Raw genomic sequence first — 16578 nt, forward strand, 5'->3', positions numbered from 1 at the left:
ATCAGTCAGTTGGCTCAAGACCTAGCTGTATTCGCTTGAATATGCGGACAAAATACCAACAGCTGCTTACCTTTGCCCAGTTTGCACCACCACCGCGGCAAAATCGCGGCCTAAACGGTGCGTCACACGGAAGCGGGTCTTTTACCGGCGGGATAGACCCGATATGAATGCAGCTTGCTCAAGAGATAGCCGCGTACGGAGGAAGTCCATGGCAGCCAAGACGAAATTCCGGGGATCGTTCACCGCCTTGGTCACGCCGTTCAAGAACGGCTCGCTGGACGAGGCGGCGTTCCGCTCGCTGGTCAACTGGCAGATCTCGGAAGGCACCAACGGCCTGGTCCCGGTCGGCACCACCGGCGAGAGCCCGACGCTCAGCCATGACGAGCACAAGAAGGTCGTCGAATGGTGCATCGCTGAAGCCAAGGGGCGCGTACCCGTGGTCGCGGGTGCCGGCTCCAATTCGACGAAGGAGGCGATCGAGCTCGCGCAGCACGCCGAGAAGGCCGGCGCGGACGCCGTGCTGGTCGTGACGCCCTATTACAACAAGCCGACCCAGGAAGGGATGTACCAGCACTTCAAGGCAATCAATGATGCGATCGGCATCCCGATCATCATCTACAACATTCCGCCGCGCTCGGTGATCGACATGTCGGTCGACACCATGAAGCGGCTGTGGGAGCTGAAGAACATCGCCGGCGTCAAGGACGCCACCGCCAGCATGGTCCGCGTCTCGCAGCAGCGCGCGGCGATGGGCGAGGATTTCAACCAGCTCTCCGGCGAGGACGCGACCATCCTCGGCTACATGGCGCATGGCGGCCATGGCTGCATCTCGGTGACCTCGAACGTCGCGCCGCGCCTGTGCTCGGAATTCCAGGCCGCCTGGGCGAAGGGCGACACCAAGGCGGCGCTCGCAATCCACGACAAGCTGATGCCGCTGCACAACAACCTCTTCATCGAGAGCAATCCGGCGCCGATCAAGTACGCGATGTCGCTGCTCGGCAAGCTGGACGAGACGCTGCGCCTGCCGATGGTTCCGGTCACCGAGCCGACGCGCGTTGCCGTGCGCAGTGCGATGGTTCATGCTGGGCTGATCAACTGATTTAGCCAACCGGGGAGCCGTTCATGAGCGTCGACGAGAAGGGCAGGAAGATGCTCACGGAGTTCCGCGAGTTCGCCATGAAAGGCAACGTCGTCGACCTCGCCGTCGGCGTCATCATCGGTGCGGCCTTCGGCGCCATCGTCACGTCGCTGGTCGGTGACGTTATCATGCCGATCATCGGCGCCGCGACCGGCGGCCTCGACTTCTCGAACTACTTCGCCCCCTTGTCGAAGGCGGTGACCGCCACCAACTTAGCGGATGCGAAAAAGCAAGGTGCAGTGCTTGCTTACGGCAGCTTCCTGACGCTGACGATCAACTTCATCATCGTCGCCTTCGTGTTGTTCCTGGTGATCCGCGCCATGAACACGCTGAAGCGCAAGGAGGAGGCGGCGCCTGCGGCTCCGGCAAAACCGTCGGCCGAGGTCGATCTGCTGACTGAGATCCGCGATCTCCTCAAGAAGTGACGCGCGCGCTTCATCCGAGCTGTTAGCTTACGCGCGTGTCTCGATCAGGTTTGTTGTCCAGGTTTTTTTAGGTCATGGCCGATAAGAACGAACGTCCTATCAAGGTCATGGCGGAAAATCGCAAGGCCCGCTTCAATTATGCGATCGAAGACACGATCGAGGCGGGCATTGCGCTCACCGGCACCGAGGTCAAATCGATCCGCAACGGCAAGAGCACGATCGCGGAGTCCTACGCCGATTCCAAGGACGGCGAGATCTGGCTGATCAACGCCACCATTCCCGAATATCTCCAGGGCAACCGCTTCAATCACGAGCCCAAGCGGCCGCGAAAGCTGCTTCTGCACCGTAAGCAGATCAACAAGCTGATGGGCGCGGTCGACCGCGAAGGCATGACGCTGATCCCGCTCAAGCTCTATTTCAACGAGCGCGGGCGGGCCAAGTTGCAGCTGGCAGTTGCAAAGGGCAAGAAGCTGCACGACAAACGCGAGTCCGAGAAGAAGCGCGATTGGAGCCGAGAGAAGGGCCGGCTGTTGCGGGCGAGGGGATAGCGGCAAGAGGTTGGCGGATGACTCAGAAGAACCTGCTCGAGGTCGATTGGAGCCAGATTCCCGCACCCGCCGACGACGGCGGCGCCGCGCATCTCAAGGGCATGACCTTGCCTCCGGTCAGCCTGCTCGCGACCGACGATACGTCGGTGAATCTGGCAGCACTCTCCGGCCGGACCGTGGTGTTCGCCTATCCGCGCACCGGCGAGCCCGGCAAGATCGGACTGGTCGACGATTGGGACATGATCCCGGGCGCGCGCGGTTGCACGCCGCAGACTTGCGCGTTTCGTGATCTGTTTGCCGAGCTGAAAGCTGCCGGCGCCGCCCAGGTGTACGGCCTCTCGACCCAGAGCAACGCGTACCAGACCGAGATGGCATCGCGGCTGCACCTGCCGTTCCCCGTGCTGTCGGACGAGAAGCTGGCGCTGACGCGCGCCGTCAATCTGCCGACCATGGAGGTCGCTGGCCTGACCTTGATCAAGCGGCTTGCGCTGATCATCGACGACGCCAAAGTCACGCATGTGTTCTATCCGGTGTTTCCGCCCGGCCGGAACGCCGGCGATGTCCTGGACTGGCTGAAGGCCAATCCAGCCGAGCCCTAGTCCAGGTCGGCCTTCACCTTCGCGAACACGCTGCGGAACATGTCCGTCGTCAGCACGCCGGTGTTCGTGTTGTAGCGCGAGCAATGATAGCTGTCGTAGAGCCTGAATGCGCCGGCCTGATGCACGGCGCCGTGGCCGAAGGGAGCTTGCGAGGCCTTCAGGTTCAGCGGCTTGAGCACCGTGTCGTGCGCAATCCGTCCGAGCGCGACGATCGCGCGCAGCTTCGGCATCGTCGCGAGGGTAGCCCCGAGGAACTGGCGGCAGGTGTTGATCTCGACCGGCAGCGGCTTGTTCTGTGGCGGAACGCAATGCACGGCATTGGCGATCCGGCAGTCGACCAGCTTCAGGCCGTCGTCGGGCCGCGCCTGATAGATGCCCTTGGCGAAGCCGTATTCGAGCAGCGTGGCGTAGAGCAGGTCGCCGGCATAGTCGCCGGTGAAGGGGCGGCCGGTGCGGTTGGCGCCCTGCATGCCCGGCGCCAGGCCGACGATCAGCAGGCGTGCCTTGATGTCACCGAAGGGGGGGACCGGCGCGTTGTGCCACAACGGCTCGCGCGCGCGGTTCGCCTCGCGAAAGGCGACCAGGCGCGGACAAAGCGGACAGTCACGGTCGGGGACGAGGGTGAGAGGCTGGCGGCTTGACCGGGCCGCCTCACTCCTCGAAGTCGTCATCGCCCCTCGGCGCCATCGTGGTCGCGCGCTGGAGGAACTGCGGGGCGTGATGGCGTCCCTCGCCACGCTCGCCGCGATCACGCGGGGCGGGGCGCTCGGACGGGTCGCGGCCGAGCTTGGATTGCAGCTCGACGAGGTCGGTGAAGACGTCGGCCTGTCGGCGCAGCTCGTCGGCGATCATCGGCGGCTGGCTCGCGATGGTGGAGATCACGGTGACCCGGACGCCGCGGCGCTGGACGGCTTCGACCAGGGAGCGGAAGTCGCCGTCACCCGAGAACAGCACCATCTGGTCGATGTGCTCGGCGAGCTCCATGGCGTCCACGGCGAGCTCGATGTCCATGTTGCCCTTGACCTTGCGGCGGCCGGAGGCGTCGATGAACTCCTTGGTCGCCTTGGTGACGACCGTGTAGCCGTTGTAGTCGAGCCAGTCGATCAGCGGGCGGATCGAGGAGTACTCCTGATCCTCGATGATCGCGGTGTAGTAGAACGCCCGCAACAGCGTCCCGCGGCTCTGAAACTCCTTCAGCAGGCGCTTGTAGTCGATGTCGAAGCCGAGAGTTTTCGCCGTCGCGTAGAGATTGGCCCCATCGATGAAGAGCGCGATCTTGTTAGTGGCAGAAGGTGACATTCAGTTTGCTCGCGTAGCGTTCGTGATTGATCGTTTATTGTTGGCGCGGCGACAGCAAGCCGCGCAGGTCTATGGTGCCGCCGAAGCCCGTCGAAACCGTAAATCCGGAGAAGTCGTGGCAATCAAGGTATAGTTATGGCGGACCTGCATACGCCCGGTGCCACCCTCAATAGCAGCCCGGCAAACCACCCATCCCAGCCCCAATGTGGGGGTAGCAGAGCCGTTTGGCGAGGCCAAATCACAAATTGGCCTTGCGAAATCGCCCTGTCCCCTATAACTAGCCCCAGTCATCCACATATTTCGTCCCACCCACAACGGAGCGACAGTCCATGGCTCGCGTCACCGTAGAAGATTGTATCGACAAGGTCGACAACCGGTTTGACCTGGTCCTGCTGGCCGCCCACCGCGCCCGCATGATTTCGTCCGGTTCACAACTAACGGTTGACCGCGATAACGACAAGAACCCTGTTGTGTCTTTGCGCGAAATTGCCGACGAGACCATCTCGCCGGAGGACCTCCGCGAGGAGCTGGTCCACTCGCTCCAGAAATTCGTCGAGGTCGACGAGCCCGAGCCCGATACGGTCCCGCTGATCGGTTCCGCCGGTGCCAGCGTCGATGCCGATGATACCGAAGTTGCCGTTGAGCGCATGACCGAAGAGGAGCTCCTGAAGGGCCTCGAGGGCCTCGCGCCGCCGGAAGAACAGCCCGAGGAGGACGAGTAATCGTCCCGTCGCGATCGTCGAATTCTTGTGATCATATCAAAGGCCCGAACCCGTGTTCGGGCCTTTGCTTTTGTTGGCGTTTTCGTGGTTACCATAGCGTTGCCGTATCGCGTTGCGCGCCTGTCACCGAATTGATCGGACGCACGCGCGATCGGGGCTAAGATGTATGCAACGGGCAGCTCATGGTCCGTTTGAAGGCAGGATGGCATGGTGTATCGGCGCCGGAGACAAACGCAGATGCTGGCCGCAACCGAATCGGTTGCCGTGGCCCCGACTGCGCCGGTGGGGCGCCCGGCCAAGCCTCGCGCGCGCATGATGCGTCAATATGACCTCGTCGAGCGCGTCAGGTCCTACAATCCCAATACCAACGAAGACCTGCTGAACCGCGCCTATGTCTATGCCATGAAGGCACACGGCTCGCAGACCCGTGCCTCGGGCGATCCGTATTTCTCGCACCCGCTCGAAGTGGCGGCGATTCTCACTGATCTGAAGCTCGACGACGCCACCATCGTGGCCGCCCTGCTGCACGACACGATCGAGGACACCGAGGCGACGCGTGCCGAGATCGACCAGATCTTCGGGCCCGAGATCGGCGCGCTGGTCGAGGGCCTGACCAAGCTGAAGCGGCTGGAGCTGGTGTCGCGCGAGGCCAAGCAGGCCGAGAACCTGCGCAAATTGTTGCTGGCCATTGCCGACGATGTCCGCGTTCTGCTGGTCAAGCTCGCCGACCGCCTGCACAACATGCGTACGCTGGACTTCGTGCCGCCGGAGTCGCGACGGCGCATTGCCGAGGAGACGCTCGACATCTATGCGCCGCTGGCCGGCCGCATGGGCATGCAGGAAATGCGCGAGGAGCTGGAGGATTTGTCCTTCCGTACCCTCGATCCCGAAGCCTATTCGGTGGTGATGCAGCGGCTCGACGCGCTCGCCGAGCGCAACCGCAACCTGATCGGCGAGATCGAGGACCAGCTCTCCAACAATCTGCGCCACCGGGGGCTGGGCGCGCGGGTCTATGGCCGCCGCAAGAAACCGTTCTCGATCTGGACCAAGATGGAACGCAAGTCGGTCGGCTTCGAGCAATTGTCCGACATCTTCGGCTTCCGCCTCGTCGTCAACGACATCGAGGCCTGCTATCGCGCGCTCGGCATCGTCCACACCAATTGGCCGGTCGTGCCCGGGCGTTTCAAGGACTACATCTCGACGCCGAAGCAGAACGACTACCGCTCGATCCACACCACGGTGATCGGCCCCGGCAACCAGCGCGTCGAGCTGCAGATCCGTACCGAGGCGATGGACCAGATCGCCGAGCGCGGCATCGCCGCACACGTGTTCTACAAGGAAGACGTGGGCTCGCCGACCGAGTTTCTCAAGCGCGAGTCCAATGCGTTCGCCTGGTTGCGCCATACCATCGGCATCCTCTCGGAGAGCGCCAACCCCGAGGAATTTCTCGAGCACACCAAGCTCGAGCTGTTCCACGACCAGGTGTTCTGCTTCACCCCGAAGGGCAAGCTGATCGCGCTGCCGCGCCATGCCAATGTGATCGACTTCGCCTATGCCGTGCACACCGACGTCGGCAACAGCGCCGTCGGCTGCAAGATCAATGGCCAGTTCGCGCCGCTGTCCTCGGAGCTCCAGAACGGCGACGAGGTCGAGGTGCTGACCTCGGAGGCGCAAGCGGCGCCGCCCTCGGCCTGGGAAACGCTCGCGGTCACCGGCAAGGCGCGCGCCGCGATCCGCCGCGCCACCAGGACGGCGGTGCGCGACCAATATGTCGGTCTCGGCCGGCGCATCGTCGAACGCCTGTTCGAGCGCGCCAAGATCGAATACGCCGACGACAAGCTCAAGGGCGCGCTGCCGCGCCTGGCGCGCACCTCGATCGAGGACGTCATGGCGGCGGTCGGCCGCGGCGAGATCAAGGCCTCCCACGTCGCGCGTGCGATGTATCCCGACTACAAGGAGGAGCGCATCGCGCGCTACGGCGTCAAGAAGGGGCTCGCCGCCAAGCTCAGGGAGAAGTCGTCGGAGCCGCCGCGCAGCCCGGTCGCGATCCCGATCCGCGGCATCAATTCCGACCTGCCGGTGAAGTTCGCGCCGAACGGCGGCGCCGTGCCCGGGGACCGCATCGTCGGCATCGTCACGCCGGGCGAGGGGATCACGATCTACCCGATCCAGGCGCCGGCCCTGAAGGATTTCGAGGAGGAGCCGGAGCGCTGGCTCGACGTGCGCTGGGACATCGAGGATTCCGCGCCGCAGCGCTTCCCGGCCCGTATCAAGGTCGAGAACGTCAACGAGCCCGGCGCGCTGGCACAGATCGCGACCGTGATCGCCGAGCACGACGGCAACATCGACAACATCAGCATGCAGCGCCGCTCGCCCGATTTCACGGAGACGACGATCGACCTCGAGGTCTACGATCTCAAGCATCTGAGCGCGATCCTCGCCCAGTTGCGCGCCAAGGCGGTCGTGGCCCGTGTCGAACGTGTTAATGGATAGACGCCTCTCGCATGCGTCCATCTCCCTGATTTCGTGAGTCCTGAAATGTCCGCTTCTCCGCTCCGCCTCGGCGTCAATATCGACCACGTCGCAACCGTGCGTAACGCGCGCGGCGGCCGCCATCCCGATCCGGTGCGCGCCGCGCTGCTGGCGATCGAGGCCGGCGCCGACGGCATCACCGCGCATCTGCGCGAGGATCGCCGCCACATCCGCGACGAGGACATGGCGCGGCTGAAGGCCGAGATCTCCAGGCCGCTCAATTTCGAGATGGCGGCGACCGACGACATGATGCGGATCTCGCTCGCGACCAAGCCACACGCGGTGTGCCTCGTGCCGGAGCGCCGCCAGGAGGTGACGACCGAAGGCGGCCTTGACGTCGTCGGCCAGCACAATGCGCTCGCGCCCTACATCGCGCGGCTGAACGATGCGGGCATCCGGGTCTCGCTGTTCATCGCCGCCGATCCCGCGCAGATCGAGATGGCGGCGCGGCTGAAGGCGCCCGTGATCGAGATCCACACCGGCGCCTGGTGCGACGCCGTCGTCGACGGTCATACCGACAAGGCCGAGGCGGAGTGGAAGCGGATCGTGGCGGGGGTGAAGCTGGCGAAGCAAGCCGGGCTCGAAATCCATGCCGGCCACGGGCTCGACTACGCGACAGCGGAGACGATCGCGGCGCTGCCGGAGATCATGGAGCTCAACATCGGCTACTACATGATCGGCGAGGCGCTGTTCGTCGGGCTCGCCGAGACGGTGCGCAGCATGCGCGCGGCGATGGACCGTGGCCGGAGCCGGGCATGATCATCGGCATCGGCTCCGACCTGATCGACATCACCCGCGTCGGCAAGGTGATCGAGCGCCATGGCGAACGGTTCCTCGACCGCATCTTCACCGCGGCCGAGCGGGCCAAGGCGGAGCGGCGCGCCAAGAGCGAGAAGATGGTGGTTGCAACCTACGCCAAGCGCTTCGCGGCCAAGGAGGCCTGCTCGAAGGCGCTCGGCACCGGCATCCGGAACGGTGTCTGGTGGCGCGACATGGGGGTGGTCAACCTGCCGGGAGGGCGGCCGACCATGCAGTTGACGGGCGGGGCGCTGGCCCGGCTCCAGGCCCTGACGCCCGAGGGGTTCGAGGCGAAAATCGACCTGTCGATCACCGACGACTGGCCGCTGGCGCAGGCCTTCGTAATCATTTCCGCGGTGCCGCTGGCCAAGCCCTGACCGTCGGCGGGCTGTTTTTATAATTCACATTAAAAATCAATGTCTTATGCAGTTTTGATGCGATCCTTGATTGCGTGGCCCCCGACAACCGTCTAAAAGTCCGCGAACGCAAATCAGGCTGGGCGAATTCGGCTTTACGCCGGAATTAGCCCTCATTATCAGAATCAGGACAACCTCCTTGGGCCGCGAAGCGATGGGCTGTTCGCGGAGGAGGGCGCTCTGTGATCGCCGGCCGGAATTGAGAGAGCAATGAGCGTGACCTCGGGAACGAAAACTGAAAGCGGCGTCGGCGAAACGATCCGCGTCGTGATCCATGCTCTCCTGATCGCGCTCGTGATCCGCACGTTCCTGTTCCAGCCGTTCAACATCCCGTCCGGTTCGATGAAGGCGACGCTGCTGGTCGGCGACTATCTGTTCGTCTCGAAATATTCCTACGGTTATAGCCACTACTCGATCCCGTTCTCGCCGCCGCTGTTCTCGGGGCGGATCTGGGGCTCGGACCCGAACCGCGGCGACATCGTCGTGTTCCGCCTGCCGAAGGACGACTCCACCGACTACATCAAGCGCGTCATCGGCCTTCCCGGCGACCGCATCCAGATGAAGGATGGGCTGCTCTACATCAACGACACTCCGGTCGAGCGGCAGCGGATGAGCGAATTTGTCGGCGAGGATCCCTGCGGCTCCGAAGGCGGGGGCATCTCGCGGGTGAAGCGCTGGAAGGAAACGCTGCCGAACGGCGTGTCCTATGAGACGCTGGACTGCGCCGACAACGGCTACATGGACAACACCAACGTCTACAACGTGCCGCCGGGCCATTTCTTCATGATGGGCGACAACCGTGACAACTCCACCGACAGCCGCTTCCTCGGCCAGGTCGGCTACGTGCCGCAGGAGAATTTGATCGGCCGCGCCCAGATGATCTTCTTCTCCATCGCCGAAGGCGAGCATGCCTGGATGTTCTGGCGCTGGCCTTGGGCGGTGCGCTGGAACCGTTTCTTCAAAATCGTCCGATGAAAGACGAAGCCAAGGACATCCCGATCCAATCGACCGAGCCCGCGGCGGGCGCCGACGGCGAAGCTGCGACCAAGACGCTTGCGACCAAGACGCCTGAAACCAAGACACCTGAAACCAAGACGCCTGCAAAGAAGAAGCGGGTGCGCAGCAGCAAGGCCAAGGCCTCGGATGCGAACGCGGCGCTCGAGGCGCGCATCGGCCACAGCTTTGCCGATCCGAATCTGCTGATGCAGGCGATCACGCATGTCTCGGCGCTGAAGTCCGGGCGCAAGCGCGGCGACAGCTATCAGCGGCTGGAATTCCTGGGCGACCACGTGCTGGGGCTCGTCGTCTCCGACATGCTCTATCACGCCTTCCCGAATGCCGACGAGGGCGAGCTGTCCAAGCGACTTGCCGAACTGGTGCGCAAGGAGAGCTGCGCCGACGTTGCCAAGTCGCTCGGTCTGCTCGACGACGTCAAGCTCGGTTCGGTCGGGCCGAGCGCCGATGCCCGCCTGCGCAAGAGCGTGCTCGGCGACATCTGCGAGGCCGTGATCGGCGCCGTCTTCCTCGACGGTGGCTACGCGGCGGCGGCGGAATTCGTCAGGCGCAACTGGACCGAACGCATGCACAAGCCGCGGCGTCCCTTGCGCGATCCCAAGACCGTGCTGCAGGAATGGGCGCAGGGGAAGGGGCTGCCGACGCCTGTCTACCGCGAGGTCGAGCGCACCGGCCCGCATCACGATCCGCAGTTCCGCGTCGCGGTGGATCTGCCGGGATTGGCGTCGGCCGAAGGCATCGGTGGCAGCAAGCGTGCAGCGGAGAAGGTGGCGGCCTCAGTGATGATTGAACGTGAAGGTGTTGGCGGCGGCAATGACGGCTGAAGCAAGCGGCGAAGCGCCCTCCGCAACGCGCTGCGGCTTCGTTGCGCTGATCGGCGCGCCAAATGTCGGAAAATCCACACTGGTCAATGCGCTGGTCGGGGCCAAGGTCACGATCGTCTCGCGCAAGGTGCAGACCACGCGCGCGCTGATCCGCGGCATCGTCATCGAGGACAACGCGCAGATCATCCTGGTCGACACGCCCGGCATCTTCCTGCCCAAGCGCAGGCTCGACCGCGCCATGGTCTCGACGGCCTGGAGCGGGGCGCACGACGCCGACCTCGTCTGCGTGCTGCTCGACGCCAAGGCCGGGATTGATGAAGAGGCCGAGGCGATCCTCACCAAGGTCGCCAGCGTCAAGCACGAGAAGATCCTGGTCATCAACAAGGTCGATCTGGTCCAGCGCGAGAAGCTGCTGGCGCTGGCGCAGGCCGCCAACGAGCGCATGGCCTTTGCAAAGACCTTCATGATCGCGGCGATCTCGGGCGACGGCGTCGACGACCTCAGGCATACGCTGGCCGAAATCGTGCCGCCGGGCCCGTTCCTCTACCCCGAAGACCAGATGTCGGACGCGCCGATGCGGCAGCTTGCGGCCGAGATCACGCGCGAGAAGATCTATCGCAAGCTGCACCAGGAATTGCCCTACCAATCCACGGTCGAGACCGACAAGTGGGAGGAGCGCAAGGACAAGTCGGTGCGCATCGAGCAGACGATCTTCGTCGAGCGCGAGAGCCAGCGCAAGATCGTGCTCGGCGCAGGCGGCGCCACCATCAAGTCGATCGGCGCGGACTCGCGCAAGGAGATCGGCGAGATCCTGGGCGTGCCGGTGCACCTGTTCCTGTTCGTCAAGGTGCGCGAGAACTGGGGCGACGATCCCGATCGCTATCGCGAGATGGGCCTGGAATTTCCCAAAGAATAACCAAGAAAAGATCGGTCTCCGATGAGCGTACCCAGCAACGTCCGGCGCTTCGAAGCGCTGCTCTATGCGTCATTGATGCTGGATGCCCTGTCGGTCGCGGTGCAGGACCGCACGCCCAATGCCGAGATGACCGAGCAGATGATCATGATGGCGACCATGCTCGCCGGCGGCATGATCCTGCTGCTCGTCTATTTCGTCTGGTTGGCTGCGCGTTGGCGCAAGAACTGGCCGCGCTGGGTGCTGGCGGCGGCCCTCGTGCTGTCCGTGATCTCGCTCGGCCAGATCATCGGCGAGAAGGGCCTGGAGCTCGACAGCGTCATCGAGATCGTCTCCTGCGTGCTGACCGCGATGGGGCTGTATTTCTCGTTCAGCGGCGACGCCCAGGGCTGGTTCAACGCCTAACGTCTTGCGCGATGCCGTAGGGTGGGCAAAGGCGCGCCCTTGCGCGCCGTGCCCACCATAATCGCGCTGCGGATCAAATTGGTGGGCACGCTTCGCTTTGCCCGTCCTACACTCACCTGAAATGCGATAAGCTCCGTTCCATGGAATGGACCGACGAAGGCATCGTGCTGGGCGTGCGACAGCATGGCGAGAGCAGCGCCATCGTCGAGCTGCTGACGCGTGCGCACGGCCGGCATCTCGGCCTCGTGCGCGGTGGCGCCGGTTCGCGGATGCGGCCGCTCTTGCAGCCCGGCAACAGCGTCAGTGTGGTGTGGCGGGCGCGGCTCGACGAGCATCTCGGCACCTATGCGGTTGAGGGCCTCAAGCTGCGCGCGGCGACGCTGCTGGGATCCGCCCACGGCGTCTATGGCGTCACCCATCTCGCCTCGATTGCGCGGCTGCTGCCGGAGCGCGATCCGCACGAAGACATCTTTGCGATGCTCGAACACTCGCTCGAAGATTTCGACGATATCGGCAGTGCCGCCGTGCACCTCATCCATTTCGAGCTGGCGATGCTCGCCGAGCTCGGCTTCGGGCTCGCGCTGGAAAACTGCGCGGTGACCGGCGAGACCGCGGACCTGATCTATGTCTCGCCGAAATCCGGCGGCGCGGTGTCGCGCGGGGCCGGCGAACCGTGGCGCGACCGGCTGTTGCGCCTGCCGCCGTTCCTGCGTCGTGGCGAGGCCGCGAGCGACCTCACCGACCAGGATCTCCAGGATGGCTTCCGGCTCACCGGCCTGTTCCTGCTGCGCCATGTGCTGGAGCCCCGCGGCCAGGGCCATTCCGACGCGCGCGCCGGCTTCATCAATGCGCTGACGCGGCAGCAGGCGAAGGCGGCTATTCCGGCGCCATGACCTGAGGGCGCCTCTGCCTTGCCCGCGGGCATGATATTTCCCGGGAACGAAATCCGCCTGGCTGAATTGGCCCTCGCAGGGTTCCACAACGGGGACAGCCAAAAATGTTGATCAAGGGATTCGCCGTGTCGGCGGCGTTGCTTGCGTTCGCGCCTGACGCCGTGGCTGGCGAGCCGCAACCGGGTGTCTTTCGCCGGGCATCCTGCACCGTGATCCGGTATTACGTGGCGAAATATTCCGCTGCGGCCGCAGAGAGTTGGGCGCGGTCCAAGGGGGCAACGGAGGCCGAAATCGAGGTCGCCCGGCGTTGCCTGACGAATGCGCCGGTCACCGCGCAAGCCAAGACCCAGCAGCCAGTGACCGCCGGCTGGGCAGGGCAATAGCCGCCCACAGGGAACCAATCGATCCTTGCCCGATTCGCTTCCACGGTTTAACCGGGCGGCATGGGAAAACGATTGATTCCGCCGGAGGAACCGGCCGAAATTCACGAGGTGCCGCTGCGTGAGGCGCTGGAAGAGCGCTATCTCGCCTATGCGCTCTCCACCATCATGCACCGCGCGCTGCCGGATGCGCGCGACGGCCTGAAGCCGGTGCACCGGCGCATTCTCTACGGCATGCGCCTGCTCAGGCTCGACCCCGGCACGGCGTTCAAGAAATCCGCCAAGATCGTCGGCGACGTGATGGGCTCGTTCCATCCGCATGGCGACCAGGCGATCTACGACGCCATGGTGCGCCTCGCGCAGGACTTTTCCTCGCGCTACCCGCTGGTCGACGGCCAGGGCAATTTTGGCAATATCGACGGCGATAACCCGGCTGCCTACCGCTACACCGAAGCGCGCATGACCGACGTCGCGCGGCTTCTGCTCGAGGGCATCGACGAGGACGGCGTCGAGTTCCGGCCCAATTACGACGGCCAGTCGAAAGAGCCGGTCGTGCTGCCCGGCGGCTTTCCGAACCTGCTTGCCAACGGCGCGCAAGGCATCGCGGTCGGCATGGCGACCTCGATCCCGCCGCACAACGCGGCCGAGCTCTGCGACGCCGCGCTGCACCTGATCGAGAAGCCCGACGCGAAATCAAAGGCGCTGCTGAAGTGGGTGAAGGGACCGGATTTCCCGACCGGCGGCATCTGCGTCGATTCCAAGCAGGCGATCGCTGAAGCCTATACGACGGGTCGCGGCTCGTTCCGTGTTCGCGCTCGATGGGAGCAGGAAGAGGGTACGCGCGGCACCTGGGTCGTTGTCGTCACCGAGATCCCCTTCCTGGTGCAGAAGTCGCGCCTGATCGAGAAGGTCGCCGAGCTGCTGGACCAGAAGAAGCTGCCGCTGGTCGGCGACATCAGGGACGAGTCGGCCGAAGACGTTCGCATCGTGATCGAGCCGAAGTCGAAGAACGTCGATCCCGCCCTGATGATGGAATCGTTGTTCCGGCTGACCGAGCTCGAAAACAAGATTCCGCTGAACCTCAACGTGCTGATCAAGGGCCGCATCCCCAAGGTCGTGGGGCTCGCGGAGTGCCTGCGCGAATGGCTCGACCATCTGCGCGACGTGCTGATCCGCCGCAGCAATTACCGCAAGGCGCAGATCGAGCACCGGCTGGAAGTCCTCGGCGGCCTGCTGATCGCCTATCTGAACATCGACGAGGTGATCAGGATCATCCGCACCCAGGATGAGCCGAAGCCGGCGTTGATGAAAGCGTTCAAGCTCACCGAGGTGCAGGCCGAAGCCATCCTCAACATGCGCCTGCGCTCCTTGCGCAAGCTCGAGGAAATGGAGATCCGCACCGAGGACAAGAACCTCCGCGCCGAGCTCAAGGGCATCAACGCGGTGCTCGCGTCCGAGCCCGAGCAGTGGAAGAAAGTCGGCGAGCAGGTCGGCAAGGTCCGCGACATGTTCGGACCGAAGACGCCGCTCGGCAAGCGCCGCACCACCTTTGCGGATGCGCCCGAGCACGACCTCGCCGCGATGGAAGAAGCCCTCGTCGAGCGCGAGCCGGTGACGGTCGTGGTCTCCGACAAGGGCTGGATCCGCACCATGAAGGGCCATGTCGAGGATCTCTCGGGGCTCGCCTTCAAGCAAGACGACAAGCTCGGTTTTGCCTTCTTCGCGGAGACGACCTCGAAGCTCTTGCTGTTCGCCACCAACGGCAAATTCTACTCGCTCGATGTTGCGAAGCTTCCGGGCGGTCGCGGCCATGGCGAGCCGATCCGTCTGTTCATCGACCTCGAGCAGGAGGCCGCTCCCGTCGCGCTGTTCGTCAACAAGGGCGGGCGCAAATTCCTGGTCGCGAGCCACGAGGGCCAGGGCTTCGTCGTCAACGAGGACGATTGCGTCGGCACGACCAAGAAGGGCAAGCAGGTCCTCAACGTCGACATGCCGAACGAGGCGCGCACGGTCACCGAGGTGATCGGCGACACCGTCGCGGTCATCGGCGAGAACCGCAAGATGCTGATCTTCCCGCTCGACCAGGTGCCGGAGATGGCCCGCGGTCGCGGCGTGCGGCTGCAGAAGTACAAGGACGGCGGCCTGTCCGACGTCGCCGTGTTCGAGGCCAAGGCGGGCCTGACCTGGAAGGACTCCGCCGGCCGCGAATTCTCCGCGACCATGAAGGAGCTCGCCGAGTGGCAAGGCACCCGTGCGGATGCCGGCCGCATGCCGCCGAAGGGTTTCCCGAAGTCGAACAAGTTCGGCAAGGTGATCGGGTAAGCAGGCTCGTGTCCCGGATGCGCTGCAGCGTGAAACGCTGCTGCGCAGAGCCGGGACGCCACAACACAGGTGTCATGCCCCGGCTTGACCGGGGCATCCAGTACGCCGCGGCTTCTCGGTTTCATCACGTCCCTCTCCGGAATACTGGATCGCCCGCCTCTGTGCGCAATTGCGCACTAGAGCATTTTCCGACCGGAAAGAATCGGGTGGGGATTCCCAAAACGGCGCGAGTCAGATTCAAGCTGCATGCTGGCGAGGGAGGCCAGCATGTATGGCCAGGGCGCTTTCGGTTGATCTTCGCCAAAGGGTGGTAGCCGCGATTGACGGTGGCATGTCCTGTCGACAGGCTGCTGAGCGCTTTGGTGTCAGCGCGGCCAGTGCGATCCGCTGGCGCGCTCGCCTCAAGAAAGTTGGCGACATCGTTCCTAAACGCCAGGGCGGTGACCGCAAATCGCAGCGCATCGAAGCGCATTCGCAATTGATTCTGGAGGCGGTGACAGCGAGGCCGGATATCACGCTTGCCGAGTTGCGAGAACTGTTGAAACGTCATGGAATATCGACTGGCATCGCGTCGCTCTGGCGTTTTTTCCAGCGCAGAAAGATCACACTTAAAAAAAGACAGCGCACGCCGCCGAGCAACGGCGCGGCGATATAAATGCCGCACGTGAGGAGTGGTTCGAAGGGCAAATCGACCTTGACCCTGAGCGTCTCGTCTTCATCGACGAAACCAGCGCCAACACCAAAATGGCGCGGCGTTACGGGCGCTCGCCACGCGGCGAGCGATGTCGTGCAGCTATCCCACACGGACATTGGAAGACGACGACGTTCACCGCTGGATTGCGCTCCGACGGTCTGATCGCGCCGCTTGTTCTGGACGGTCCAATGGATGGCGACGCTTTCCTGGCCTACGTCGAGCAATTGCTCGCCCCATCGCTGCGGCCGGGCGATACCGTTATCATGGACAACTTGCCCGCTCACAAGGTCCATGGCGTTCGAGAGGCCATCCAGGCGGTCGGAGCTAGCCTGCTCTATCTTCCGCCCTACAGTCCAGACTTCAACCCGATTGAAATGGCCTTCTCCAAACTGAAAGCGCTGTTGCGGACCGCCGCAGCCCGCACCATGCCCGATCTCTGGCAAGCAATCGCCAACGCTCTCAAACGCTTCTCACCCGAGGAATGTCAAAATTATCTCGTCGCGGCTGGTTACGACGCAACGTGATCGGAAAACGCTCTAGGCGGGCGATGACAGCGAGTGTGGCGCAAACGCTTGGCAGATAGGCGTGAGCGCATAAGTGCCTGCGTCGATCGGGCACGAACATTGCTTTTTCTTTGCCTGCAAATGAACTCTCAA

The 16578-nt window shown here is 64.0% G+C and carries 18 protein-coding genes; 16 read left to right on the top strand and 2 right to left on the bottom strand.

Annotated features, from left to right (window positions below):
* Positions 1–208 precede the first annotated feature (208 nt).
* The 4 genes from dapA to HAP41_RS21965 all read left to right on the top strand — a co-directional run bounded on the left by dapA (position 209) and on the right by HAP41_RS21965 (position 2710).
* Entirely contained in the window at positions 209–1099 is an 891-nt protein-coding gene (gene dapA / locus HAP41_RS21950) for a 4-hydroxy-tetrahydrodipicolinate synthase (protein ID WP_038975901.1), read from the top strand.
* Positions 1100–1149: 50 nt separating this feature from the next.
* The gene (gene mscL, locus HAP41_RS21955) at positions 1150–1563 is read left to right on the top strand and encodes a large conductance mechanosensitive channel protein MscL (protein WP_166105857.1); all 414 of its coding nucleotides are present in this window, start codon (positions 1150–1152) and stop codon (positions 1561–1563) included.
* Positions 1564–1637: 74 nt separating this feature from the next.
* Complete coding sequence (gene smpB / locus HAP41_RS21960) at positions 1638–2111, top strand: SsrA-binding protein SmpB (protein WP_008133025.1); 474 nt, start codon at positions 1638–1640, stop codon at positions 2109–2111.
* A gap of 17 nt (positions 2112–2128) precedes the next feature.
* Positions 2129–2710, top strand: a complete 582-nt coding sequence (locus HAP41_RS21965) for a peroxiredoxin (RefSeq protein WP_166097083.1) — start codon at positions 2129–2131, stop codon at positions 2708–2710.
* On the opposite strand, the gene HAP41_RS21970 is transcribed toward HAP41_RS21965, so the two are convergent.
* Together HAP41_RS21970 and HAP41_RS21975 are read right to left on the bottom strand one after the other, a co-directional pair.
* Positions 2707–3381: a uracil-DNA glycosylase gene (locus tag HAP41_RS21970; RefSeq protein WP_166097082.1), complete on the bottom strand. Its 675-nt coding sequence runs from the start codon at positions 3379–3381 to the stop codon at positions 2707–2709. The two genes, HAP41_RS21965 and HAP41_RS21970, sit on opposite strands and share 4 nt — an antisense overlap.
* Positions 3362–4009, bottom strand: a complete 648-nt coding sequence (locus HAP41_RS21975) for a LabA-like NYN domain-containing protein (RefSeq protein WP_014494741.1) — start codon at positions 4007–4009, stop codon at positions 3362–3364. The genes HAP41_RS21970 and HAP41_RS21975 overlap by 20 nt, the downstream gene beginning before the upstream one ends.
* 329 nt (positions 4010–4338) lie before the next feature.
* Between HAP41_RS21975 and rpoZ the strand changes: the two genes are divergently transcribed.
* The 12 genes from rpoZ (at position 4339) to HAP41_RS22035 (ending at position 16446) form a co-directional block, all read left to right on the top strand.
* Complete coding sequence (rpoZ, locus tag HAP41_RS21980) at positions 4339–4731, top strand: DNA-directed RNA polymerase subunit omega (protein WP_014494742.1); 393 nt, start codon at positions 4339–4341, stop codon at positions 4729–4731.
* 207 nt (positions 4732–4938) lie between these two features.
* Positions 4939–7224: a RelA/SpoT family protein gene (locus HAP41_RS21985; RefSeq protein WP_071913178.1), complete on the top strand. Its 2286-nt coding sequence runs from the start codon at positions 4939–4941 to the stop codon at positions 7222–7224.
* A 45-nt stretch (positions 7225–7269) separates the two neighbouring features.
* Complete coding sequence (locus HAP41_RS21990) at positions 7270–8022, top strand: pyridoxine 5'-phosphate synthase (protein WP_166097081.1); 753 nt, start codon at positions 7270–7272, stop codon at positions 8020–8022.
* On the top strand, positions 8019–8438 hold the full coding sequence (gene acpS / locus HAP41_RS21995; protein WP_014494745.1) for a holo-ACP synthase: 420 nt from the start codon (positions 8019–8021) through the stop codon (positions 8436–8438). The genes HAP41_RS21990 and acpS overlap by 4 nt, the downstream gene beginning before the upstream one ends.
* Before the next feature lie 249 nt (positions 8439–8687).
* On the top strand, positions 8688–9452 hold the full coding sequence (lepB, locus tag HAP41_RS22000) for a signal peptidase I (RefSeq protein ID WP_014494746.1): 765 nt from the start codon (positions 8688–8690) through the stop codon (positions 9450–9452).
* Complete coding sequence (gene rnc, locus HAP41_RS22005) at positions 9449–10315, top strand: ribonuclease III (protein ID WP_166097080.1); 867 nt, start codon at positions 9449–9451, stop codon at positions 10313–10315. Before lepB ends, rnc begins: the two co-directional genes overlap by 4 nt.
* Complete coding sequence (gene era, locus HAP41_RS22010; protein ID WP_085399877.1) at positions 10305–11231, top strand: GTPase Era; 927 nt, start codon at positions 10305–10307, stop codon at positions 11229–11231. Before rnc ends, era begins: the two co-directional genes overlap by 11 nt.
* 21 nt (positions 11232–11252) lie before the next feature.
* On the top strand, positions 11253–11633 hold the full coding sequence (locus tag HAP41_RS22015) for a hypothetical protein (RefSeq protein ID WP_028150631.1): 381 nt from the start codon (positions 11253–11255) through the stop codon (positions 11631–11633).
* Positions 11634–11773: 140 nt separating this feature from the next.
* A complete protein-coding gene (gene recO, locus HAP41_RS22020) occupies positions 11774–12526 on the top strand; it encodes a DNA repair protein RecO (protein WP_166097079.1) in 753 nt (250 codons plus the stop codon).
* 104 nt (positions 12527–12630) lie between these two features.
* Positions 12631–12909, top strand: coding sequence for a hypothetical protein (locus tag HAP41_RS22025; RefSeq protein ID WP_071913189.1), 279 nt, complete (start codon positions 12631–12633; stop codon positions 12907–12909).
* Positions 12910–12969: 60 nt separating this feature from the next.
* Positions 12970–15228 carry a DNA topoisomerase IV subunit A gene (gene parC, locus HAP41_RS22030; protein ID WP_166097078.1) on the top strand — a complete coding sequence of 753 codons (2259 nt, stop codon included), beginning with the start codon at positions 12970–12972 and terminating at the stop codon, positions 15226–15228.
* Between the two features lie 271 nt (positions 15229–15499).
* Positions 15500–16446 (top strand): IS630 family transposase gene (locus tag HAP41_RS22035; RefSeq protein ID WP_166063189.1). Its coding sequence is split into 2 segments (ribosomal slippage): positions 15500–15839 and positions 15839–16446, totalling 948 coding nucleotides; the frame shifts between segments, so codons are not numbered across the junction.
* Positions 16447–16578: the final 132 nt, after the last annotated feature.

The sequence above is a fragment of the Bradyrhizobium barranii subsp. apii genome, assembly GCF_011516635.5.
Taxonomy (GTDB): Bacteria; Pseudomonadota; Alphaproteobacteria; order Rhizobiales; family Xanthobacteraceae; genus Bradyrhizobium; species Bradyrhizobium barranii.